Source organism: Pantoea sp. B270, assembly GCF_018726825.1.
Taxonomy (GTDB): domain Bacteria; phylum Pseudomonadota; class Gammaproteobacteria; order Enterobacterales; family Enterobacteriaceae; genus Pantoea; species Pantoea dispersa.
Genome location: NZ_JAHCSX010000002.1, coordinates 318,456 through 342,091 on the forward strand (window position 1 = coordinate 318,456; position 23,636 = coordinate 342,091).

At 56.6% G+C, this 23,636-nt stretch carries 21 protein-coding genes; 11 read left to right on the plus strand and 10 right to left on the minus strand.

Going from position 1 to position 23,636, the window contains the following annotated elements; translation table 11 throughout:
• Positions 1-9: 9 nt before the first annotated feature.
• A complete protein-coding gene (locus KOL70_RS17895; protein ID WP_215481236.1) occupies positions 10-300 on the minus strand; it encodes a hypothetical protein in 291 nt (96 codons plus the stop codon).
• 305 nt (positions 301-605) lie between these two features.
• Between KOL70_RS17895 and KOL70_RS17900 the strand changes: the two genes are divergently transcribed.
• On the plus strand, positions 606-989 hold the full coding sequence (locus tag KOL70_RS17900; protein WP_021508991.1) for a type II toxin-antitoxin system RelE/ParE family toxin: 384 nt from the start codon (positions 606-608) through the stop codon (positions 987-989).
• Positions 982-1,308, plus strand: a complete 327-nt coding sequence (locus tag KOL70_RS17905) for a DNA-binding transcriptional regulator (protein ID WP_021508992.1) — start codon at positions 982-984, stop codon at positions 1,306-1,308. The genes KOL70_RS17900 and KOL70_RS17905 overlap by 8 nt, the downstream gene beginning before the upstream one ends.
• Positions 1,309-1,472: 164 nt before the next feature.
• Here the strand turns inward: KOL70_RS17905 and KOL70_RS17910 are convergent, their stop codons facing one another.
• The gene (locus KOL70_RS17910; RefSeq protein ID WP_141495895.1) at positions 1,473-2,372 is read right to left on the minus strand and encodes a LysR family transcriptional regulator; all 900 of its coding nucleotides are present in this window, start codon (positions 2,370-2,372) and stop codon (positions 1,473-1,475) included.
• Between the two features lie 169 nt (positions 2,373-2,541).
• Between KOL70_RS17910 and mgrA the strand changes: the two genes are divergently transcribed.
• Entirely contained in the window at positions 2,542-3,576 is a 1,035-nt protein-coding gene (gene mgrA / locus KOL70_RS17915) for an L-glyceraldehyde 3-phosphate reductase (RefSeq protein WP_215481237.1), read from the plus strand.
• A 28-nt stretch (positions 3,577-3,604) separates the two neighbouring features.
• On the opposite strand, the gene KOL70_RS17920 is transcribed toward mgrA, so the two are convergent.
• Positions 3,605-4,537 carry an AraC family transcriptional regulator gene (locus KOL70_RS17920; RefSeq protein WP_254185878.1) on the minus strand — a complete coding sequence of 311 codons (933 nt, stop codon included), beginning with the start codon at positions 4,535-4,537 and terminating at the stop codon, positions 3,605-3,607.
• Positions 4,538-4,645: 108 nt separating this feature from the next.
• On the opposite strand from KOL70_RS17920, the gene KOL70_RS17925 reads away from it, so the two are divergent.
• From KOL70_RS17925 to KOL70_RS17935, 3 genes are all read left to right on the plus strand, one after another.
• Positions 4,646-5,680, plus strand: a complete 1,035-nt coding sequence (locus KOL70_RS17925) for an aldehyde reductase (RefSeq protein ID WP_215481239.1) — start codon at positions 4,646-4,648, stop codon at positions 5,678-5,680.
• 90 nt (positions 5,681-5,770) lie between these two features.
• The gene (locus KOL70_RS17930; RefSeq protein WP_215481240.1) at positions 5,771-6,970 is read left to right on the plus strand and encodes an FAD-dependent oxidoreductase; all 1,200 of its coding nucleotides are present in this window, start codon (positions 5,771-5,773) and stop codon (positions 6,968-6,970) included.
• A gap of 344 nt (positions 6,971-7,314) precedes the next feature.
• On the plus strand, positions 7,315-8,511 hold the full coding sequence (locus tag KOL70_RS17935) for a cupin domain-containing protein (RefSeq protein ID WP_215481241.1): 1,197 nt from the start codon (positions 7,315-7,317) through the stop codon (positions 8,509-8,511).
• A gap of 131 nt (positions 8,512-8,642) precedes the next feature.
• On the opposite strand, the gene KOL70_RS17940 is transcribed toward KOL70_RS17935, so the two are convergent.
• The 4 genes from KOL70_RS17940 to KOL70_RS17955 all read right to left on the minus strand — a co-directional run bounded on the left by KOL70_RS17940 (position 8,643) and on the right by KOL70_RS17955 (position 14,838).
• Complete coding sequence (locus tag KOL70_RS17940; protein WP_215481242.1) at positions 8,643-11,723, minus strand: efflux RND transporter permease subunit; 3,081 nt, start codon at positions 11,721-11,723, stop codon at positions 8,643-8,645.
• Positions 11,707-12,876 carry an efflux RND transporter periplasmic adaptor subunit gene (locus KOL70_RS17945; RefSeq protein WP_215481243.1) on the minus strand — a complete coding sequence of 390 codons (1,170 nt, stop codon included), beginning with the start codon at positions 12,874-12,876 and terminating at the stop codon, positions 11,707-11,709. The genes KOL70_RS17940 and KOL70_RS17945 overlap by 17 nt, the downstream gene beginning before the upstream one ends.
• Positions 12,877-12,973: 97 nt before the next feature.
• Positions 12,974-14,146 carry a cell wall metabolism sensor histidine kinase WalK gene (locus KOL70_RS17950; RefSeq protein WP_211726858.1) on the minus strand — a complete coding sequence of 391 codons (1,173 nt, stop codon included), beginning with the start codon at positions 14,144-14,146 and terminating at the stop codon, positions 12,974-12,976.
• Positions 14,143-14,838: a response regulator transcription factor gene (locus KOL70_RS17955; protein ID WP_215481244.1), complete on the minus strand. Its 696-nt coding sequence runs from the start codon at positions 14,836-14,838 to the stop codon at positions 14,143-14,145. Before KOL70_RS17955 ends, KOL70_RS17950 begins: the two co-directional genes overlap by 4 nt.
• Before the next feature lie 125 nt (positions 14,839-14,963).
• On the opposite strand from KOL70_RS17955, the gene KOL70_RS17960 reads away from it, so the two are divergent.
• The gene (locus KOL70_RS17960; RefSeq protein ID WP_215481245.1) at positions 14,964-15,743 is read left to right on the plus strand and encodes a MipA/OmpV family protein; all 780 of its coding nucleotides are present in this window, start codon (positions 14,964-14,966) and stop codon (positions 15,741-15,743) included.
• Between the two features lie 58 nt (positions 15,744-15,801).
• On the opposite strand, the gene KOL70_RS17965 is transcribed toward KOL70_RS17960, so the two are convergent.
• Positions 15,802-16,530, minus strand: a complete 729-nt coding sequence (locus KOL70_RS17965) for an SDR family NAD(P)-dependent oxidoreductase (protein ID WP_031279994.1) — start codon at positions 16,528-16,530, stop codon at positions 15,802-15,804.
• A gap of 101 nt (positions 16,531-16,631) precedes the next feature.
• On the opposite strand from KOL70_RS17965, the gene KOL70_RS17970 reads away from it, so the two are divergent.
• The 3 genes from KOL70_RS17970 (at position 16,632) to KOL70_RS17980 (ending at position 19,354) form a co-directional block, all read left to right on the plus strand.
• A complete protein-coding gene (locus tag KOL70_RS17970) occupies positions 16,632-17,009 on the plus strand; it encodes a helix-turn-helix domain-containing protein (protein ID WP_215481246.1) in 378 nt (125 codons plus the stop codon).
• A gap of 281 nt (positions 17,010-17,290) precedes the next feature.
• Positions 17,291-17,869: a YceI family protein gene (locus KOL70_RS17975; protein WP_104093361.1), complete on the plus strand. Its 579-nt coding sequence runs from the start codon at positions 17,291-17,293 to the stop codon at positions 17,867-17,869.
• A gap of 417 nt (positions 17,870-18,286) precedes the next feature.
• Positions 18,287-19,354: a mechanosensitive ion channel family protein gene (locus KOL70_RS17980; protein WP_058770269.1), complete on the plus strand. Its 1,068-nt coding sequence runs from the start codon at positions 18,287-18,289 to the stop codon at positions 19,352-19,354.
• A 307-nt stretch (positions 19,355-19,661) separates the two neighbouring features.
• Here the strand turns inward: KOL70_RS17980 and KOL70_RS17990 are convergent, their stop codons facing one another.
• Both KOL70_RS17990 and KOL70_RS17995 read right to left on the minus strand, forming a co-directional pair.
• Positions 19,662-21,338: a DUF4041 domain-containing protein gene (locus KOL70_RS17990; protein ID WP_215481247.1), complete on the minus strand. Its 1,677-nt coding sequence runs from the start codon at positions 21,336-21,338 to the stop codon at positions 19,662-19,664.
• 556 nt (positions 21,339-21,894) lie between these two features.
• Positions 21,895-22,536 carry an HD domain-containing protein gene (locus KOL70_RS17995; RefSeq protein WP_215481248.1) on the minus strand — a complete coding sequence of 214 codons (642 nt, stop codon included), beginning with the start codon at positions 22,534-22,536 and terminating at the stop codon, positions 21,895-21,897.
• A 112-nt stretch (positions 22,537-22,648) separates the two neighbouring features.
• On the opposite strand from KOL70_RS17995, the gene KOL70_RS18000 reads away from it, so the two are divergent.
• Positions 22,649-23,617: a GlxA family transcriptional regulator gene (locus tag KOL70_RS18000; protein ID WP_031279996.1), complete on the plus strand. Its 969-nt coding sequence runs from the start codon at positions 22,649-22,651 to the stop codon at positions 23,615-23,617.
• Positions 23,618-23,636 lie beyond the last annotated feature (19 nt).

A 23,636-nucleotide genomic window follows, 5' to 3' on the forward strand; every position in this document is an offset into this window, starting at 1 on the left:
AGAGCGGGGCTAATGTCGGGTGTTCTTACCCGTATTATCACGGTTGCGAAAAATATGGGTCACGTTATCGCTACCTTTTAACGCCACCGCTTCGCCCTGTGGCGCACTTTTGCTGTTCTGCACTTCAGCAATCGCATAGCGAAACGCGCGCTGGCGTGCCGGATCGGTTTCTGAGGCCGCCATCGCGCGCAGTTTTTCCAGCAGCTCGAGAGTGGTTACGGGTCCGGCTTGTTTTAACAATTGCAGCACGGCATCGCCCATGACAATGTCGGCCAGTTTTTCATCTTCACTTCTATACATAAAAGCTCTCAGTATCCGCGTTGCGTTTAGCATTGCCTGGTGCAGGTAAACCAAAGCCTAATCAACGACTGATAGTGTCGCTCTTCCTCTGTCGGAAATGTGTGACCTGCTGAGCGAAATGTTTCCCCGACAGCACCCTTAAACTTATACAACAAAAGCGCTTCTGTACAGGCGGGAGTGTCATCCCTTTCACTATTTAGCGCTTTAATGCGCGCTGGCGTTGCAGGTTGCTATTGTACTTAGTAGCATAGGTGGTTCAGGCAAGGACAAGGACAGTCCTCTTCTTCATAAAGCAGGGAAACAGCATGGCCATTTATGTATTGAAGCCCTTCGACCGAAATTTCAAAGGTGACATGATTGCGGACATCAAGCTCTGTCTGGCTGCCCGCGAATTGATTGCCGGACAGTATGAGGCCAGCCTGGGGGGTGGTGTTTATAAAAAACGTATTCCGCTCGGCGCCGGCAAAAGCGGCGGAGCCAGAGCCATTGTCGCGTTCAAATCGCAAAAACACCTGTTTTTTGTGAACGGTTACGCTAAATCGACCACGAAGAGTGGCATTCGTGAGATTAAAGAGGATGAGCTTAATCTCTATAGGCAGGTAGCCAGTCAACTGTTTGCCATGACGACTGAGCAGGAAAGAGCAGCGATAAAGGCGAGAAAAATGCGAGAGGTAATATGCGATGGTTGATCATCTAAAAGATCTGCAGGAAATCGCGCATGATTTTAACCCGCTGGGGGTGATTAGCGATGAGCTTACCGAAAAAATCGATTCACGTGTCAGATTACGTGAGCTGCGTACTTCTCTGCCGGTTTTACAACTGATGTCAGGCGAGGCTATCCGTCAGTTACGTGAGCGTCATGGTCTGAGTCAGGCCATGTTAGCCGCCTATATTGGCCTGTCTCCGGCCACCGTGGTGAAATGGGAGCGCGAGGAGAAAAAGCCAAATGGCGCTGCGCTGCGCCTGCTTAACCTCATTGATAGAAAGGGTCTTGAGGTATTGCGTTAATCATTTTTTGCGGCCACAGCATAACGTGGCCTGACATTGCGTGACACAACGAATTTGTCGTGACGCCGCAGCCAAAATCACGCTGTGACGCCGGGCTGAAGTGATGAAAAACAGGCATAGATCTTTGCCTGTTAGTATCTATCCCGCCGTTACCCGCCCCGGCGCTAATCGCTGCTGCCCAGAATATCCATAAACTCCTGCACTGGCCGGTCGTAGACGTTCATACTGCCGGGACGATCGCTGAGCCAGGCCACAGCCAATTCCCAGCACATATCAACGTCGCTGATGCGGCAATAATGCAGCGTCGTGCTGCGCGCTTTCACTACCTGTTCGGGCAGCAGGGCAATGCCCATATTGCGCTCAACCAGACTCAGCAGGGTTTCCAGATCGCTGACTTCAAACGTCACTTTGCGGCTCAGCCCCTGCAGGGCAAAACTGTTGTCATTCACCTTGCGCGTGCCCTGGCCGGCTTCGAAATCGATAAACGACTGCTGCGCCAGGTGTGCCATGGTGACGTCCGGCTGCATCGCGGTGAACCCGGCATAATCGGCGGCAAACGCTACCACGATTTCATCGCAGGCGATGATGCGCGACGACAGCCGGTCGGAGACTTCCTCCACCGGCATAATCGCCAGATCGATCTGCTGATCGTGCACTTTTGCGTTGAGCTTCGCCGATGATCCCTGACACAGCTTGACGTCAAAATCCGGAAAGCGACGAATAAAGGTTTCCAGTAATTGCGGCAGATCGATAAATGGCGGCACGCTTTGCACCGTGCCAATCGACAGGGTTCCGGTCTTAAGCGCCACGATCGCCGCCACTTCCTGCGACGCTTTTTCGACAAAGGCGCCGATGGTTCTGGCGTAATCAAGAAACACTTTCCCGGCCATGGTCAGGCGCACCTGGCGAGTGGAGCGGATAAAAAGCGGCGTGCCCAGTTCCTCCTCCAGCTGTTTGATCGAGGTGGACAAGGCCGATTGCACAATATGCATACTCTGTGCGGCGCGGGTGAAATTTTCATGTTCCGCCACGGCGATAAAGTGCCGCATCTGGCGCAATTCCATCAGTTATCTCCATAAAAGATGAATTTAATCACAATAATGAATTTTACAGATTAACGATACGCGGTAAAAATTTGTCCGGCAATCGCCTGTTAGCCGCGCGGTTTTGCAGGAAGGCAGAACAATGTCTTCTGTGCACCTGTACGGCGGCATTTAATGAGAGGAATCTGTTATGAGTTATGTTGCATCGCCAGCGCGTTATCAGACCAACATGCAGTACCGTAAAACCGGCAAAAGTGGCCTGGTGCTGCCGCTGATCTCGCTGGGGCTATGGCAGAATTTTGGCGGCGTTGACGTGTTTGAGACCGGCAGAGCTATCCTGCGCCACGCGTTTGATAACGGCATTACCCATTTCGACCTGGCTAATAACTACGGTCCGCCAGCGGGATCGGCTGAAGAGAACTTTGGCCGCTGGCTGGCGCAGGATTTTGCCCCATATCGTGATGAACTGATTATCTCCAGCAAAGCGGGCTGGGATATGTGGCCGGGTCCGTATGGTGGCCCGACCGGCACTCGCAAACATCTGATTGCCAGCTGTGATAACAGCCTGCGCCGCATGGGGCTGGATTATGTCGATATCTTCTACAGCCATCGCGTTGATCCGAATACGCCGCTGGAAGAAACCATGGGCGCGCTGGTACAGCTGCATCGTCAGGGCAAGGCGCTGTACGTCGGCATCTCTTCCCATTCGCCAGAGCTGACGCGTCAGGCCGCTGCGATTCTGGCCGATGAGAAAGTGCCGCTGTTTATTCATCAGCCCAATTACTCGATGCTAAACCGCACTATTGAGCACGGGCTGCTCGATACGCTGGCGGAGCTCGGCAGCGGTTGCATCGCCTTTTCACCGCTGGCACAGGGCATGCTGACCAATAAATATCTCAACGGCGTACCGCAGGGCGCGCGCGCCGGCGGCAGCGATTCGCGTCTTTCTGCCATGCTCAGCGAAGAGAACCTGGCAAAAATTCGCGCGCTCAATGCGATTGCTGAAGCGCGCGGTCAGACGCTGGCGCAGATGGCGATCGCCTGGGCGCTGCGTGATGAGCGGGTCACTTCTGCGCTGATTGGTGCTCGCACGGTTGATCAGTTAAGCGATTCCCTGCGCGCGCTGGACAACCTGACCTTTACGGCACAGGAACTGGCGGACATTGATCGCTACGCCACCGAAGGCGGGGTGGATATGTGGCGCGTCTCTTCGCAACTTAAATAATGCCCGGCGCCGCGCAACGCGGCGCGCTTTATCGCTGCGCCTGCTGTAACCGCACGGCGCGGCGAAATGCATTGGGTGACTGACCCGTTTCACGCTTAAAAGCATGACTGAAGGCGCTCTCTGAGGCGTAACCCAGCGTCTGCGCTACCACGGCCACCGCCTCATTTTCCTCCTGCAACGCACGCTCTGCCAGCCGCATGCGCCACGCCGTCAGATAGGCTATCGGCGTAATGCCAACCACCTGGCGAAAATACTGGGCAAAACGGGTGCGCGACATGGCACAGGCACGCGCCAGTTCGTCCAGATGCCAGTTGCGCGCCGGATCGCCATGCAGCCGCTGTAACGCCGGTGCCAATCGCGCATCGCTCAGCGCCCGCAGCCAGCTGGCGGGCAGTGTGCTGCTGGTTTGCAAATGCGCGCGCAGAATCTGGATGAACAGTAGTTGTGCCAGCTGGGCCGTTGCCAGCTGCGATCCCGGCTGGACATGCTGGCCTTCCTGCACCAGTTGATCCAGCACCCAGCGGAATGACGCCGCCTGCGGTGACGCTGCCGGCACCTGAATCCAGGGAGGTAATACGTGGGTCAGTAAACGACCACTGGCAGGATCAAGCAGTACATGGCCACCGATATGGACAAAATCATCACCGCTGCCAATCGGCGCATGGCCTTTTCCTGCGCCATAAAACACGCTCATGGCGTCAACCGGCGGCTCGTCCGGATGGCTGGCCAGCACGAAGGCGCGTTTAGCGCTCAGCAAGCCGACGTCGCCGGTGGCAAAGTGGAACGGTTCAGGTTCGCCCTCCAGTATGACCCAGCAACTGCCTTTGATAATGGCGAAGAATTTAATTTTGTCTGGCGCTGGGAAACGCATCGCCCAGCGTCCGCCCGCGGTAAAACCACCGGTCAGCAGTGATTCAGCGCGAACGAATCGCAGAATGTCGGAAAAGGGATCAAGGCTCATTTCTGTACTATCACGCAAGTAAAGTGCATTTACAAGCATTCAAAATCCGCCATCCGCCGCTTAACGTAGAGCGCGTCGAATGAACGATGATTGTGATGAGGAAGAAAAATGAGTAATGAAAAGGTTCTGGTTACCGGCGGCAGCGGGTTTATCGCTCAGTACTGCATTATTGCGCTGCTGCAGCAGGGCTATCAGGTGCGAACCACCTTACGTGATGCCGAACGTGAAGCTGAAGTCAGGGCGCATCTGTTGCAGGCCGGGGTGGCCGCAGGCGAGGCGCTGCAATTTGTCGTTGCCGATTTAACGGCAGACGCGGGCTGGGAAGACGCGGTGGCGGGCTGTCGCTTCGTGCTGCATGGCGCTTCACCCACCCCGACCGGCAGCCAGGTAAGCGAAGCTGACTGGGTGAATCCGGCGATTGAAGGAAATCTGCGCGTATTGCGCGCCGCGCGCGATGCAGGCGTTAAACGTGTGGTGCTGACCTCGGCGTTTGGCGCGGTCGGTATCGGACATCCAGCGGACTATCCGCGCCCCTTTACCGAGCGCGACTGGAGCGATGTCAGCGGCGATGTGTGGCCGTATCAGAAATCGAAAACCCTGGCGGAACGCGCCGCCTGGCAGTTTATCGCTGAGCAGGGTAACGGTCTGGAACTGGCCACGGTGAACCCGGTGTCGGTGCTGGGACCGGTGCTGGGTGCCGACTATTCACATTCGATTCGCATTGTGAAGGAGCTACTGGAGGGGCAGCCAGGCTGTCCTGACATCAACTCATGTTTTGTTGATGTGCGTGACGTGGCCAGTCTGCACGTGCTGGCGATGACCCACGCCGCCGCGCAGGGGCAGCGCTTCCTTGCCAGTTCGGGGCACAGCCTGCCGCTTATTGAGGTGGCGCGCACGCTCAAAACCCATCTGGCAGCAGAAGCAGAGAAGGTTTCGCTGCAGCCAATGAGTGACGCCATGGTGCGGGCGGCGGCAGCGCAAAATCCGCTGATGACGGGAATGGTAAAACTGCTGGGCGTTGATATGAACGTCAGCGCCGCTAAAGCTGGCTGGCTGCTGAACTGGCATCCGCGCAGTCCGCAGGAGGCCATTCTTGCCACCGCGCGCAGCCTGATTGCGCTGGGGCTGGTAGCAAACCACTAGTCTGACTGCGGCATTTATCATCACCCTGGTGACGCGCAGATGCTATATAAATGATAACAATTATCATATATAGCGATTGATGAGGACATCATGCCGTCTCCACAGGTGATAAACGCCGACTGCTGTATCGTCGGCGGCGGTCCGGCCGGCTTAATGCTGGCCTATTTACTGACGCGCGCCGGCCTGCGCGCGGTCGTGATTGAGAAGCACGCCGATTTTCTGCGCGATTTTCGCGGCGACACCATTCATCCCTCAACCCTGGAGATCATGCACCAGCTGGGTCTGCTCGACGCGCTGCTGGCGCTGCCGCATCAGCGCGCGGAGAAGTTACAGGCGGAAGTAGGCGGGCAGGAGATCACCATGGCCGATTTCTCCCGTCTGCCGTTGCGCTGCCGTTTTATTGCCTTCATGCCGCAGTGGGACTTCCTCACGTTCCTCGCCGCCCAGGCGGCGCACTATCCCGGTTTCACGCTGCTGCAATCCACCGGTTTTGACGATTTTCTTCATCAGGATGGCGTAATCGCAGGCGTGAAAACGTTACAAGGTCACGAAATTCACGCGCCGCTGGTAATAGGCGCTGATGGCCGTCGCTCGGCGGTGCGGCAGAAAGCCGGGCTGGTGGGTAAAAGCTTCGGTGCTCCACGCGATGTGGTGTGGTTCCGGCTGGATAAACAGCCGGACGACCCTGAGCTGGGGATGGGCCACAAGGGGCCGAAGCAAAACTTCATTGTCATTGACCGCGGCGAATACTGGCAGTGTGGATTCACCATTCAGAAAGGCGAATTCGAGGCGCTGAAGCAGGCCGGGCTCGACGCGCTGAAAAACCGCATGGCAGAGGTTGCGCCGTTCAGCGTGGCGCGCATGGCGCAGCTGCAGGATTGGCAGCAGCTGAGTCTGTTATCCATCCGTATCGATCGGCTGGACAAATGGATGAAGCCCGGCGTGCTGTGCATTGGCGATGCCGCACATGCGATGTCACCGATTGGCGGCGTGGGTGTGAACCTGGCGATTCAGGACGCGGTGGCCAGCGCCAATTATCTGACGCGGCCGTTGCAAAACGGCACGCTCACGCTGCGCGATTTGGAGAACGTGCAGCGGCGGCGACAGTTTCCGACGGTGGCGACGCAATTCCTGCAGATCAAAATGAGCAGCGGCAAGCGCCCGCGCACCACGCCCAGTAAGGTTCCGCAGCTCATCAGCCGCTATCCGTTTTTACGCCATCTGTTTGGCCGATTGATTGGCATGGGCTTCCGCCCGGAACGGCCACGTCTCGCCGGAGAAAAAACGTAGCCGGGTAATTATTGCAATTGCGATGCTTTTGTAACATTAAATTAACTTTTGCGGCGAGCTATCATTAAAAAAATTGCTTAATCGGAGGCGAGATTTAATCACTTTGTGCCTTATTTGTCGGCTGATATAACCTGAACGTCAACGCGATCTCAACGAAGCGCAAATGGCGTGAGGCGGGTGAAGAGCGGGATTACGCGATGATAAAGGTTTTCTATTGATTTCAGCGGTGACACAAGGTTGGCGAAAGCCACAGTTTGATTATGGTTAAGGGGCATGACACAAACCATAAGAAACTGAGGAAGACAGCAGGTATGAAACTGGAAAACTTATCTCGCAGAAGCTTTATGGCCTTCGCGGCTGGTGGCACCGTGGCGCTGGCCGCCGGCAAGGTCCATGCCCACGACGGCAAGGTGGCGACTTATCCGGCGAATGATCCCAACCATCCGCGCGACCCTGGCCCGCACGATCCGGTGCGCGAAGCGCTGAATCCGGATCTGGTCGATCCGCCAGCAACCGACAGCGGCACATTACCCAACCTGCGTTTTTCGTTTAGCGATGCGCATGTGCGCAAGGGCAGCGGCGGCTGGACGCGCCAGGTGACGCAGCGCGAACTGGGCATTTCCACCACCATTGCTGGCGTCGATATGCGGCTGGATAAGGGGGGCATCCGCGAACTGCACTGGCATAAAGAGGGCGAGTGGGCCTACATGCTGTACGGCAATGCGCGCATCACCGCGCTGGATACCGCAGGTGGCTGGTTTGTCGATGACGTCGGCGTGGGCGATTTATGGTATTTCCCGCCGGGCGTGCCGCACTCAATTCAGGGCCTCGGGCCGGACGGCTGCGAATTCCTGCTGGCCTTCGACAATGGCAATTTCGATGAAGACAGTACCTTTCTGCTCAGCGACTGGTTCAAACATATCCCGCCAGAAGTGCTGGCAAAAAACTTTGGCGTGCCGGCTGAGGTGTTTAACACGCTGCCTTCGCCGGAAGAGGAGTATATCTTTGCCGGACAGGCACCGGACGGCGCGCCGGCTTCGGCGGTGAGCGGCGGGGTGAAATCGAAGCAGGTCTTCTCGCATAAAATGCTGGCGCAGAAGCCGTTGATGCTGCCGGGCGGCACGGTACGCATTACTGATTCCAGTAATTTTACGGTATCGAAAACCATCGCCGCCGCGCTGGTGGAACTGGCTCCCGGCGCGATGCGCGAACTGCACTGGCATCCCAATAACGACGAATGGCAATACTATCTGGAAGGTCAGGGGCGGATGGGCGTGTTTGCCTCCTCAGGTCAGGCGCGTACGTTTGACTTCCGCGCCGGTGATGTCGGCTATGTGCCCTTTGCCATGGGTCACTATATCGAAAACACGGGTGACAAGCCGCTGCGCTTTCTGGAACTGTTTAAAAGCGATTATTACGCGGATATTTCGCTTAACCAGTGGCTGGCCAGCACGCCACCGGCGCTGGTGCGTCAGCATCTGCATCTCAGCGACACCTTTATGAATGCGCTACAGCAGGAGAAGCATCCGGTAGTGAAATAGCCCGTGGCCACGCGCAGCCGGTGCTGCGCGTTCTCTCCTGATACTGTCCACATCTGGCGTGCATATCCCGCCCGGAACCCTGTGGATAAACCTTTCGTTGCCCCGTGCCAGCAGGGCTGACCAGCAGGCGGTTATTTTCTGAACGGCCGCCAGCGCAGCGATTTCAGTTTGTCACGACGGGCTGCTGCCTGCATCACCAGACTCATCGCCGCGGGTAAAACCGTGAGCGTCACCAGCGTCGCCACTAACAGCCCACCGATAATCGCCAGCGCCATCGGTCCCCAGAAAACCTGACGCGAGATGGGGATCATACCGAGAATCGCGGCGCTGGCGGTGAGCACGATCGGCCGTGCGCGGTGTTCTGCCGCAGCCGCAATGGCAGCGTCCGGCGGCATACCTGCATCAACATTGTTATCCGCCTCGCTGATCAGGATCACCGCGTTGCGGATGATCATGCCAGCCAGAGCAATAACACCCAGCAGCGCCACAAAGCCCATCGGTGTGCCGGTCGGCAGCATGGCCAGCACAATGCCCGGCAGACCAAAGGGCGCCATCAGCAGGGCCAGCAGCATGCGGGAAATCCGCCGCAGTTGTAACATCAGCAGCACCAGCATGCACAGCAGCGTGACCGGCAGGATGGCGATCACCGACTGGTTGCCCTTGTCAGACTCCGCTACCGCCCCGTCCTCGCTCAGGCGGTAACCGGCCGGCAAACTGGCCCTGAATGCGGCAATCAGCGGCGTGAGGGCGGCGGAGACGGCTTCCGCGCGCAAACCCGGCGCCGTATCGGTCTGAACGGTGATAAACGGCAGGCGCTGGCGTCGCCAGATAACGGGATCCTCCAGCCCCCACTGCGGTGTTGCGACCTGCGTCAGCGGAATTTTTGCGCCCGACGGCGCGGTTAGCAGCAATCCGGACAGGCTGCTCAGGTCATGGCGCGCCGCAGCGTTGCCCTGTAGCACCACATCAATCAGCCGGTTGCGATCGCGTACCGTGGTGATCAGCGTTCCTGACCAGAGCGTATGCAGATACTGAGCAATCAGGTCAGAAGAGAGGCCGGCTGCGCGCGCTGCCGTCTGATTCACCTGCAAGGTGATAACGCGTTCGGGCTCACCGGCGGTTTGATTGACGTCACGCGTCAGCGCTGAGCTGCCGAGTGCGGCGGCCAGCTGCTCTGCCAGCTGCTGCACCTGGCGATAATCCGGACCGCTGATGCGATAACGAATCGGCCAGCCTACCGGCGGACCGAGCTCGAGCGGCGCGACGCGCGTGGTGATGTCGCTGAAATCCCGGGCAAGCACCGCATCCAGCGAGCGCTGCAGTCGTTCACGGGCGGCCAGGCTTTTGGCCACGACCACCAGCTGAGCGCTGTTTTCATCGTCCAGCAGCACATCCATGGGCAGGTAGAAGCGTATCGCACCGGTGCCGACGTAAGACGAATAGTGGTCAACATCCCGGCTGGCGGAGACAATCCGCTCAAGGCGTTGCACCTGACGCAGGGTGGCCTGCTGCGACGCACTGGCCGGCAGCGCCAGACTCACCAGCAGCTCAGGCCGATCGGAGGCCGGGAAAAACTCGCCCTGCATATACGTGGTGCCGACGCCGGCCAGCAACAGTGCCAGCAACGCCATCGCCAGTGTCAGCATGCGGTGGCGCAGCACGCTGCTCAGCAGGCGGCGATAGAACTGGCTGAGGCGCCCGTTTCCGGCGCGGTGCTGCTTTAGCGTGGCCGGCAACAGCCAGCTGCCGGTCAGCGGTGAAAACAGCACCGCCACCAGCCATGAGCTGATGAGCGCCATCAGCACCACCGCAAACAGGGTATAGCAATATTCGCCCGCGCTGGATGCGGCAAAGCCGACCGGAATAAAACCGGCAATCATCACCAGCGTACCGGTCAGCATCGGAAAGGCGGTGGTACTGAACGCCCAGGTCGCTGCGCCGGTGCGGGAATCGCCGGCCTCCAGCCGCGCCACCATGGTTTCCACCGTGATCATTGCATCGTCCACCAGCAGGCCCAGCGCCACGATCAGTGCGCCCAGCGAGATGCGCTGCAGGCCGATACCGGCCAGATGCATGCCGATAAACGTCATGGCGAGCACCAGCGGGATCGCCGCCGCGACCACCAGGCCGGCGCGCAGTCCCAGCGAGACAAACGAAACCGCCAGTACGATGATAACCGCCTCGTCCAGCACATCGACAAATCCGCTGACCGCCTGTTGTACTACCGCTGACTGATCGGCGATGCGCGTCATCTCAATGCCGTGCGGCAGCTGGCTGGCTTCGCTCTCCATGCGCGCCCGCAGTGCCTGGCCAAAATCCAGCATGTTACCGGTGGCGGCCATCGACACGGCCAGTCCGATGGCCGGCTGGCCGTTAACGCGAAAAAGCGGGGCAGGCGGCTCGGCGGGGCGGCGCGTGATGGTGGCGATCGCCGTCAGCGGAACATAGCGATCGTTAACGCGCAGCGTAACCGCCCGCAGGCTCGCCTCGCTGTTGAACGCGCCGCTCACGCGCAGGGCGATGTTATCGGTGGCGGTGCGCACGCTGCCTGCCGGCTCGACGACGTTCTGCGCCCGTAGCGCCTCTGCTACCTGCTGCAAATCCAGCCCCATGGCGGACAGCTGGCGCGGGGAAAAGGCCACCACCAGTTGCTCTTCCTGCTCGCCCAGTAGCTGGATCTTACCCACATCTGGCAGACTCATCAGATCGCGGCGAATGTCGTCCACCCGGTCCCGCAGCTCGCGCGTAGAAAAACCGTCAGCGGTGAAGCCGTAAATCGTGCCAAAGGTATCGTCAAACTCATCGTTGACCGCCGGGCCCTGCACGCCCTGCGGCAAAGCCGGGGTCACATCCTGCATTTTTTTACGCACCTGGTACCAGATGCCGGCCACCTGCGCGGGTGGGGTGTCGTCACGCAGATTGACGAAAATGACCGTGCGGCCAGCGTGCGTTTCACTCTGCACATAATCCAGCCAGGGAATTTCCTGCAGCTTTTTTTCCAGCGGATCGGTGACCAGTCTGACCGTATCGTTGATGTCGGCGCCTGGCCACTGCGCAGACACCACCGCAGTTTTGATGGTGAACGCCGGATCTTCGTTGCGCGAGAGTTTTTCATAGCTGACGATGCCTGCTGCCACAATCAGCAGCATAAGAAAAGCCATCAGCTGCTGCTGTTTCAGCGCCCAGGCAGAAAGATTAAACGCCGGTTTCATGCTGATCCTCCTGGCTGCCGGCAACGCGTTCACCGTCACGCAGGCTTCTGACGCCCGCCGTGATCACCCGATCGCCCGGCATGATGCCGGCGCGAATCCATACCGCATCTGCCGTGTAGCCGGCAATCGCCACCGTGCGCCGGATAACGCAGTTTTTCACCGGGTCAAGAATAAACACCGCCGGCTGGCCTGCGTGGCGGGTAAGCGCGGTGGCCGGAATCGCCATCACCGCATCCGCCGTTGTGTCGGCCAGCGGCAGGGTGACGGCGACGCTGGCGCCCAGCACCATCTCCGCAGGAGGATTGTCCAGTGTGATGCGAACCCGCCAGCTGCGTGTCTGGGCGTCGGCCTGCGGACTGACGTCACGCAGGTGCGCTTCGGCTATCACGGACGGATTCTGCAATAGCGCAACGCGGAAACGGGCACTGGCCCGGCGATCGAGGGTTTCAGGCGTGGCAACGTCAAATACCACGTCACGGCCTGTGCCGGTCGCAACGGTAAACACCGTCTGACCGGCGCTGACCACCTGACCGGCTGCGGCGCTGACGCCCGTCACCACGCCATCCTCAGGCGCGGTAAGGTGGGTCCAGCGCAGGCTATCCTGCGCATTTTTCAATGCCGCTTCACTGCTCTGCCGCCGCGCCAGCGCAGCCTGCCAGTCGGCGCTGGCGCTATCGAGCTGAGCACGGGCAATTGCCCCGGACGGCATCAGCAGGCGCATGCGGTGCAGATTGAGGGCCGCCACCTTTTCGGCCGCGCGGCTGCTGTTCAGCTCCGCCTGTGCGCTCGCCAGCTGATTCAGCGCGCCGGGGCTGTCGAGCACGGCGAGCGTCTCTCCCTGCCTGAAGCGGCTGCCGACATCGGCGCTGCGCGTCAGAATCCGCCCCTCCAGCCTGAAACTGAGCGAGGTTTCATCGTGCGCGCGGATCTCGCCGGTCAGGGTTTGCTGCCCGGCGGGCGTGGGCGGGCCAACCGTGATGAACTTTACCGGACGCGGTGGCGGTGGCGTGGGCGTTCGCTTGCGGTCACAGCCGGTCAGCACCATGGCTGTCAGCAACAGACAGGGCAACAGCGGCAGCAGGGAAACCAGGTGGCGCGGATTAAGCAGGTGGCGCACACCCTGTTTGATCAGGCAGGGAAGCTCGTCGGTCATGGCGCAATTCCTTTATCAGTATTTGCGCCATTACACCGTGCGATTATCAAGAATCCGGCGATGTTCCATCAAGAGCGTGTCAAGAAGGGCAACAACGTCAGGCGTTGCGCGGCAACAAAATCTGTACCTGCAAGCCTCCCGTTGCCGGCAGCGTGGCATTAATCGTGCCGCCGTGCGCCTGGCAAATCGCCCGCGCAATCGACAGACCCAGCCCGCTGCCGCCCGAGTGGCGGGCGCGTGACGCCTCACCGCGCGCAAAGCGCTCAAACATCAACGCCAGAAACGCCGCAGGAACGCCCGGGCCGTTGTCCTGCACGATGATTTCGTAATGATCAACGGTGTTGCGCGTGCGCAGCTGCAGCTGGCTGCCGCTTCCGGCATAGCGCAGGGCGTTTTCCAGCAGGATGGTGAAAACCTGCCCGAGACGGAACGGATCGACCGGCAGTAATGTCTCCTCAGCCAGCGCTACCCCGGTGCTGATGCGCGCTTCATCCAGCTGCGGTTTGATCCACTGCAGGCGCTCGCGCAGGATATCGGCCGGGTTGCAGCGGACTTTCTCCAGCGTGAGCTGGCCGGCATCCGCCAGTGACAGCAGATGCAGCTCATCGATCAGCCGGTGCAGACAACTGAGCTGCGCCATGATCAGGGCGAGCTGACGTGAGTCAGCGCTGAACACGCCATCAAGCAGCGCCTGCAGACGCACCATGGCGGCGTTGAGCGGCGACCGCAGCTCATGCGCCATGGCGACATGCGACGTACGCAGCTCTTTGTCGTAACGCGCCAGCTGGCGCGTCATCGCGTTGAAGTTGTGCGCGAACTGCGCCAGTTCGGCGGGCGCTGCCGGTGTTAACGCCGCCTGCGCACCGAAATCGCCTGCGGTCACCTGGTCTGCCGCTCGTCTGAGCTGGCTGAACTGTGCAGAAAGCGGGCGCGCGTGGCGCAGCCCGAAATAGGCAATAAACGGAATGGTCACCAGCACCAGGATGCCGACAGTGATCCAGTCCGAGGAGGCAATGGACGGGTCGGAGTAGCGTATGCCCCACCAGCTATCGATGATCTGGTGAAAGCGCGCGGGATCGCGTTCCGGATGTGCACGCAGGGCGAGAAATTCATGCAGAACTGCCGGCGGCATATGGTGCGTGATCCACAGGTACTGCACCGTGAAGCGCAGCCACATGCACAAAGCAATCAGTACCACGGTACCGATAGCCAGCGTCAGAATGCGCAGACAAAGCCAGCGCCAGAGCGTTTGTGGGGATTTTTCTGTCATGGCTGGCGGAACCGGTAGCCTACGCCGCGCACGTTGAGCAGCACGCCCGCCATACCGGCCGCTTCCAGCTTTTTGCGCAGGTTATATACGTGGGTATCAATCACCCGCTCCAGCGCGTCGCTGTCCGGCATACACTGCTCCAGCAAAAACGGGCGGCTCAGCGCGCGCACCGGTGCGCGCATCAGCGTGACCAGCAGCGTGAATTCGGTTGGCGTGGTATCAACGCAAAGCACGTTACTGGAGGCCTGCGTGACGGTAACCGTCATCGCGCCGCTGTTCACCTCCAGCCCCTGCCAGCGCAGGATCTCTTCCTGCGGCGTTTTTACTGCGCTGCGCCGCAGCACTGCCTGCACGCGTGCCACCACTTCGCCGGGATGATAAGGCTTGACCACATAATCATCCGCGCCGTAGCGCAGCGCACCGATGCGATCGGGCGTATCGCCCATGGCCGTGACCATAATCACCGGCACCTCGCTGCTGCGCCGGAGTTTTGCCAGCACCTCGGTGCCGTTCAGGCCGGGCAGCATCACATCAAGCAAAATCAGATCGGGCTGCCAGCGCAGGGCCAGCTCAAGTCCGCTCAGGCCATCCGCGGCAACACGCACCGCATAATTTTCCCGTAGCAGATAGGCCTCCAGCACCTCAGCCGCGTCAGCGTCGTCCTCAATAATCAGGATATTTTTGGTCTGCATAACTCACCTTGACAGTTTCTTCATAAATCCCTGGGTGTTTGTTGACACAGCCCCGGGATACTTCGGCTTCGCGCTGCGGCTGCCCGGGCAAGGGGCGGTAAACGGACCGATAAAGAGGTGACACGATGATAACCAGAAAAACGCTGATGTACATGACCCATCTGCTACTCATGATTTCCGCTGCCGCCAGGGCGGATGGCGACGCACAGACCAGCCTGACGCTCGGCGCGGGGGCGCAATTCGCGCCACGCTACAGCGGATCGAATAAAACACGGGTGCAGCCGGTACCGATTTTCCAGGCCAGAGACGGCGCATTTTTTGCTGATGCCCAGAAAGGCATCGGGTACGACCTGCAGAGCGACAGCGGGGTTTATCTGGAACACACGCTGGGTTATGGCCTTGGTCGAAGCGATAAAGATTCGACGTGGCGGGACGGCGCCAGCCGGCTGCAAGGCATGGGAAACATCAATGCGACGGTGAACACTGCACTGGCGCTGGGCTGGCAGCTTACGCCGTGGCTGAGTGCAGAGGGCAAAGCGGTGCTGCCGCTCAGCGATGATCAGGGCGTGAACTATCAGGCATCCGTTACGCTGGTGCCTCTCCAGCGCGACAGCGATACCGTTGCACTGCAGACGGCGGCGCTGTTTGGCGATGCGCGTTATATGAATACCTGGTATGGCGTGAGCGATGTCCAGAGCAGCCGCAGCCGGTTTTCACGTTACGATGCCGGCGGCGGCTTTTATGGTGTTGCGACTACGCTCACCTGGAGCCACCAGTTTGATGCTCACTGGGGCACGCTGGTCAGCGCGGGTTACAGCTGGCTGGGCGATCGCGCTGCGGACAGCCCGATCGTGTCCCGGCGCGATCAGGTCACCGGCACGGTCGGCTTTAGCTATACCTTCTGAGAAACGTTTTCGGTGGCTGCACAACGCCCGGCCGGCGCGCTGTGCAGCACGACAGCCATTACGCGGACATACCGCCATCAATCACCAGTTCGCTGCCGGTGACATAAACGCTTTCGTCCGATGCGAGGAACAGGGCGGCCGCCGCAACTTCGTCAGGATGGCCGAGGCGTTTGGCCGGTATCTGCGCGCTGAATGTCTGTCGTACCTCGTCGCTGACCTGGTCAAACATCGGCGTGTCCGTCGGGCCGGGACTGAGCGTATTGACGCGAATGCCGCGCGGTGCCAGTTCGCTGCTCCAGGTGCGGGCATAGGCGCGCACCGCGGCTTTGCTGGCCGAGTAAGCGCCATAGCCAGGATTGGCCATGCTGCCCGCAATCGATCCCACCAGCACGATGGCACCGCCTTCAGTCATGTGCTTCACCGCATGCTGTACGGTGAATACCATGGCACGCACGTTGAGGCCGAACGTGCGGTCAAAGTGCTCTGCGCTGGTCTCTTCGAGGCTGGCGGGTTCAGCCACGCCAGAGGAGTTCACCAGAATATCGAGACGTCCGGCGCGGGCCTGCACGGTGTCAAACAGACGGGCAACATCGTCTGCGCTGGTGAGGTCGCCTGCTATCGCCTCAATGCGGCCGCCAGTCAGCGTGACGGCTTCGGCCAGCAGCGCTTCGCGTCGCCCGGTGATGAAAACGTGGGCACCTTCCTGCACAAAACGGCGCGCGATGGCGAGGCCGATACCACTGCCGCCGCCGGTCACCAGCGCGACTTTTCCTTCGAGTTTCATTATGGCTGCTCCAGAATGAGAGGGGTGGACGGCTGATGATACATTTCGTATATTTAGTGTCAATTACGCACCTTATCTACATTAGATATACATAAGGAAACCCTATGCCGACTGATATCGCGGCGCTGCTGGCAGAGATCAACAGCACCCGTCCAATCCTGGAACAGGTCGCCAATAAGTGGTCGGTATTAATTCTGACCGTGCTGTGTACTGAACCCGCGCGCTTTAACGCGATCAAGCGCCGTCTTGATCCGATTACCCACAAGGCACTGACGGAGGCGTTGCGCCGGCTGGAGCGTAACGGCCTGATCAGCCGCCGCGTGATCGCCTCGTCCCCGGTGGCGGTGGAATATGCCATTACGCCGCTGGGCCAGACGTTGCAGGATCCGTTTGTTTCGCTGGTGAAGTGGGCCAGAGAGCAGGGCGACGCGATTGAAAAGGCACAGGTTGTCTATGATCAACGTCGTGCCAGTGAAGATTAAAGCGTGGCGGCCGCCGGCTATTCAGGCGGTCTGTTAATCGCATGCTCAACATGGTTTGCCGTTCTTCTCCTCGCCGCTAAATTAGCCCACATAAAAATGAACTTATTAAATTCTACTCGCCGGAATTTAATTACGTCATTTCGGTAAAATTCACTCTGCGTTATTATTTGCTTGCGGTAGAAAACGGTTAAAAATTTTGAATGGGTAAAGCAAATGATTTCAATAACACCTTAGCAGGTTTGCGCTACAGTATTAGCACTTGATTATTTGAGGATGTTTCCATGAAATTATTGAAAAAAACGGCGCTGCTTTCTCTGGTGGCATTATATGTTCCCCTGTCACATGCCGCGGCGACGGAATATAACCTTGACCCGCAACATACTTCCGTGGTGATCGCATGGAATCACTTTGGTTTCTCTCATCCGACTGCTGATATTTCTGATGTTTCCGGTCAGCTGGCTTTTGATAAAGAAAATCCGGAAAAGTCACAGGTTAATGTGACCCTGCCGTTAAAAACGATTGACACGCATGTGCCAGCGCTGACCAAAGAGTTTTTGGGTAATGAGTATTTTGACGTTAAAAAATATCCTCAGGCCACCTTCCACAGCACCCATGTGGAAAGCAAAGGCGATAATAAATATGATGTGCAGGGTAATTTAACCATCAAAGGTATCACTAAGCCGGTTGTGCTGCATGCCACGCTGAACAAGCAGGATATGCATCCTATGGTTAAAAAGCAGGCGATCGGTTTTGATGCCACCGGCGTCATCAAACGCTCGGACTTTAAAATCGATAAATATGTTCCGGCCGTGGGCGACGAAGTGACGATTACGCTTTCTACCGAGGCGTATGCCAAATAATGCATTGCGCGCTTAATCGCGCGCTTTTTCTCTGCATCAACCTGCTGCGCTATGCGCGTGGTCAGCGCGAGCTGGCGCAACAGGTTGTCTGTACTTCTTCCCCGGGTGCAGCACCACTGCCTGTCAGCGCATTTCTCGTCAGCACCCTCTGACGCCTCGCCTCATCACCTGCCTGCAATTTCAGACCTTTAGCAATAAAGCCGAAAAAAACCACCAATTCAAATCCTTGCGATGACCGCCAGCACTGCACCTGATTACCTGATGGGTTTTTCCCCTGCTAACAGCGGCCAGTGAACTATATTTTTACCCACTGAAGTGCGAAATCATGGGTTTAGCAGATAACCGGCACGATAACGGTTACTGATTTTGGTGACTTATCTGACAACCACGGTTGTTAGCTGAACAGAAGGGAATATCATGCCATTACTTCCTGGTGAGTTATCTGGTGCGCCGACATGGGTGCCTGCTGTATTGCTCGTCACACTCTCGCTACTGCTGGGTTTTCTGGCCCGCTTTCTTCTTCTCAGGTTTATCCGCTACTGGCAAAGCCGCGATCGCAAGCTGTTTAAATCGCTGGAAAAGCATCTGCGGGGATCATTATTTTTATTCATTCCATTACTGCTGATCAATATGGGGATGAATTATGTGCATCTCGATCCTGGCTCACTGAGCTTTATCGCCACCACGCTTAATATCTTTATCATCTTATCGTTCTGTTCCATTTTGATTCGTCTGATTAACGTAGCGCAGGATATGTTGTTTATTCGCTACGATATCAACCTGTCGAACAACCTGCGTGCGCGTAAAATTCGTACGCAATTAATCTATGTTAAAAAAGTGGCTATCGTCATCCTGGTACTGTTTTGCCTGAGTTTAATTCTGCTCAACTTCCCTGGTGTACGTAAATTCGGCACCACCATCCTCGCGGGTGCCGGGGTCGCCGGTATCATTATTGGTTTCGCTTTGCAAAAGTCGCTGGTGAATCTGTTTGCCGGCATTCAGATTGCTTTCACCCAACCGATAAAAATTGACGATGCGGTGGTGGTCGAAAAGGAGTGGGGCTGGATTGAGGAAATCAATCTGACTTATGTTGTGGTGCGCATCTGGGATTTACGCCGTCTGGTGCTGCCCATCACCTATTTTACCGAGAATGCATTTCAGAACTGGACGCGAAATAATGCGCAGATATTAGGGTCTGTGTTTCTCTATGTTGATTACTCGATGCCGCTGGCGCCGCTGCGCGAGCATTTTGAAAAAATCCTCAATGAGACGCGGCTCTGGGATCGCGAAACTCAGGTACTGCAGGTGACCGATACCACGGAAAAAACCATGACCATCCGTTTACTGATGACCGCGCAGAACTCACCGACGGCATGGGATCTGCGCTGCTATGTACGCGAGAAAATGATTGAATTCATTCAGCAGAATTACCCGCAGAGTCTGCCGCAGGTGAGAGCCACCCTGACCGACGCCGACAAAGCATAGTGCAGGCTGGCGATGGGGCATTGCACGGTAGTTGCTCAGGTTGCCATGGCTATCCGGCGTCATTATCAGGGCCCTTATCGGGGCCCTGAACAGGACATTTTCTCCGTCAGTTTTTACTGACTCTTTTCCTTATCCGCCTCCGCTCCCTTCGGCAGATCTTTACGCAGTTTTGCCACCTGATCCGCGCTTACCGCAGGTGCCTGATTGCCCCAGCCGTTACGAATGAATGTCACCAGATCCGCCACTTATTCTTACATTCACAATGACCTGACGTATCATCATCAGGTCATATCATGGCTACAAAATATTATGCAACAATCAACTCTTCGCTTTCTTTTAACGCTGTGTTGCGTTCATTTTCGATGGCTAAAGACTCTCTGTACTCTTTGGCTTCTGCAGAAATTGTCCAATGCACATCAATGCTCATTTCCTGAATCGTGGATTTGATGTCTTTAATACCTACATTAAAGAACTCTTTGCGCGAGTTAACTTTGTTTACCTGTTTATCGTTAAACACTTTGTGAAGGTGGTTTTCAAGCGAAGGAGCATCATCACTATAGATCATTGCATGTACATCGAATGAAAACGGGACGCTGGCATCGCCAAGTTCACGAACCCGGTCGAGCGGTTCGAGCCTGCGTGTCATCCCAATTTTATAAACGTTTTCTCCAAACGAGCCGATATTACTGATCACATACACATGACCTGAACGTGTTTGCTGTGCCATCGAAATGGCTCGTTGGTTTTTGGCTTCAGCTTCTTCGTATTTAATTTGTAGCTCAGCCAGTCTTTGTTCGAGGGCTATACGTTGTTCTTCGCCTGCGAGCATCAGTTCTTTAGTCGCTTTATCAATCGCCTGCTGAATTGTTTTTTCTTCTTTTTCAGCTTCTTTTATCGCTTTTTCATACTCGCGACGCGCCTTTTCTTCTTCACGCAACTGTTCTTTGATTCGTCTTTGTTCTTCTCTTTCTTCAAGCATAATTTCATTTACAGCTACTCCCCATTTAAGCTCGTTGAGTCGGGCCTGCAAGCAGATATCAGTGATCCTGGCTGACCTAAAGGCTGAACCGTTAAAATTAACAAGCTCAAAGGCATCTTTTATTTCCTGGGATAATTTGCCGTAATTGTTGTGTTTAATTTTTGAGAGGGTACTGTCGACTTTTCCATTGAAAGCATCCAGTACAAATTTGATGGCGGTGTTTCTTCTGTTTGGTTCGACGTAATCACAGCTTGCCGCTTTGTTCGTTTTGATAAGAGACTTAGTTAACTCTCTGGCTTTTTGCAGTTCTTTTCCTGCATCCGTAAATTCATAATTCTCTGCCAGTTCGTCCAAAACGCTTCGGTTTGGCACTATCCATTCATCGCCGTACCCTTCAATTTTATTTTTCATTGACCTGGCGACAGCCTGATAGGTCTCTGCAAACTCTTTCGCTTCATATGCGGAGCCAGCTATTTCCATTGCACGTATCTCTGCATCCGCGATTATTTTCATCGCATTATCATTTGCGTTGGAGATCAGCTCATCCGCTTTACTATTCGCGTTATCGAGTCGTTCTTTGGCTTTCAGGCGAGCATCACGCGCATCCTGGGTGATAGCGACAGCTTCGCTATTGGCGTTGCTTATTGTTAATGCAGCCTGATCGTGAGCTTCGTTTACCGCTCTTGCCGCTTGTTTTTGCGCTTCATCCAATTTTTCTCTGGCAATAGCGTCAGCAGTTTTAATCTTTTTCTCCGCATCTAATACTGCATCGTGTAATTCCTGATACTGCCACAAAGGAGTGGCTTTTCCTTCAAGTTCTGCGTGGTCACGTATAGCCTGAGCTAATTTTTTCTGCGTTTCACCTAATTCTTCGCCAAGCGTATTTTTGCCGGAGATTAAAAAAGCTATTTCCTCTCGGTATTTTTTACTTTTTTTGAAAAGTACGACAGATAAAACCGGAGCCAGAAGTGCTAATAAGAGTACTACTACTAAAAATAATTCCATTTCAAAGTCCTTTTACTCTATCAATTTGTAACAGCCGTGCTTCTTAACTATGTTATCACTTCTATATCTGAAAAAGCACATTCAAAAATATTATTTACAGTGGAAAGTTTGAACCTGCCGCTGGGCGACCGGGTGATGAGTTTCATGAAATTGTAATGAAGAAATACCTATAGCATGGTCGAATTGTTATGAATTGATTGCTTTGGTTAACACCGTGTCCGTGCATGACCCTCTGTTAACTGAACGTACAAGGACGACCGCAAAGGCATTGCTGGAAGCAGGGCAATCAGGCCGTTTGAAACCTGCGGCGTAAGGGGTTTGGCAGCAGCGTGACGGTGCATTTTTCGGAAAAAAATGCCCGCAGAGCGGGCATAACAAAAAACTACAGGAAAAATTCTCGTCGCAACGCTTGAGCTGTGTGTTGCGTCACTATAGTAGCAACGAAAATTCTCTCCTGCTGACAATGTTCGATGAGTTAATTTTGTTGCCGGGATTCACAGCGCACGCTTCCGTCGCCATTTCTCCCGTTCGCGATGAGCTATCTCCGCTGTCCATGTTAACCCGCCCAGCGCGACTGGCGGATAATCCGGCAAAAATTCATCGGGCGAAATGCCGGTTGCTTATCAGCGATGACGTCAGCTTTCACGTTGCCGAAAGTCGTCGCCGGTTTGTGTTGAATGCCTTCATAAAATGCCTGGATAATTTCTTCTTTAAACTGTGCCGGACGGGGATGCTGCTGCACCACGGCTTCACGTTGCTCATCGCTGAAGTGATCATAGTCAATACCCAGCACATCCATCTCAACGCCGGCCGTCACCAGGGCGATTTCCCCGGCCATAAATTGCGGAATGCCGGGCGTCGTGTGCAGGGCAATCGCCGTCCACACTTTATCAATGTCCGCCTGGGCAACCCCGTAATGTTGCAGGAAATCGCGCGCCGCATTGGCGCCATCGACTTCAAAGCGCTTATCGCAGCTGCAATGCTGTTGCGTCAGGCCCACATCATGAAACATGGAGCCAACGTAAAGCAGCTCGGCATCCACTTTGACCCCCAGTCGCTGACCTGCCAAAGCGCCCCAGTAAAAAACGCGGCTGGAGTGATGAAATAACAGATCCGATTCGATGTCACGTACCAGCGCGGTAGCATCGCGCGCCATTTTGCTGTCCGGAATACGAATGCCGTTAATAGTAAAACTCATGGTGATGTCTCCGCTTAGTGAAGTTGCGTTCAGCATAAAGCCGCGCGACAATGTCATGAATCTCTGTTTAACGATGATTTCTGACATTGCGATTTAAGCGGACAGCCAGACAATGACTCACCATCACATTACCCTCTTGGCCGTTCCCGGCGCTCAGTTGCTGGATATTTCCGGGCCGCTGGATGTGTTTGCCGAGGCAAATCGGCTGCTGCATCGTCAGGTGTATCAGCTCAGCGTGATGTCGCTGCAGCACACCAGCATCCGCTGCTCGTCTGGTGTCCGGCTGGAAGCCGACGTTGCGCTAACTGCGGCGACACAGCATCGCGCCGATACCTTTCTGGTTGCCGGAGCACCTGACGCCAGCCAGATGCAGCTTTCCGCCAGTGAGCGCCAGCAGATTATCGCGCTCTGTCAGCGCAGCCAGCGTTACGGCTCGGTGTGTACGGGGGCGCTGCTGCTGGCGCAAACGGGTTTGCTGAACGGCAGGAAAGTCACTACTCACTGGGCATGTGCGGAACGGCTGGCATTACTGCTACCCGATGCGCAGGTCGAAGCCGATGCGCTGTATGTGGCGGATGGTGCATTACGCACGGCGGCGGGCGTGACGTCCGGATTGGATCTGGCGCTGCGGCTGGTGGAAGAGGATCTCGGGCGCGAGCTGGCGCAGGAGGTGGCCGCCAGCCTGGTGATGTTCTTCCAGCGCCCGGTGACACAGGGACATTTTGTGCGTAAACAGCAGGTGTCCCTGGCCGGACGCAGCGCCTTTCAGGAGATGCAGCGCTGGGCAATCGCGCATCTGGCACAGATTCGCGGGCTGGAAGACCTGGCGGCGCACATGCACCTCAGTACGCGGCATTTAGCGCGTCTGTTTCAGCAGGAAATGCAGATCCAGCCTGGCGCATGGCTGGAACAGGCACGCATCAGCCACGCGCGGGCTTTGCTGGATGCCGGTGAGCTGCCGCTCAAAGCGATCCCGGCGGCCTGCGGTTATCACAGTGCCGATGTGATGCGCCGCGCGTTTGTCAAAGTGACCGGCATGACGCCGTCGCTGTATCGCAAAATGTTCCCGCCGCCGCGCTGAGTCTGCACCACTGTCTGTA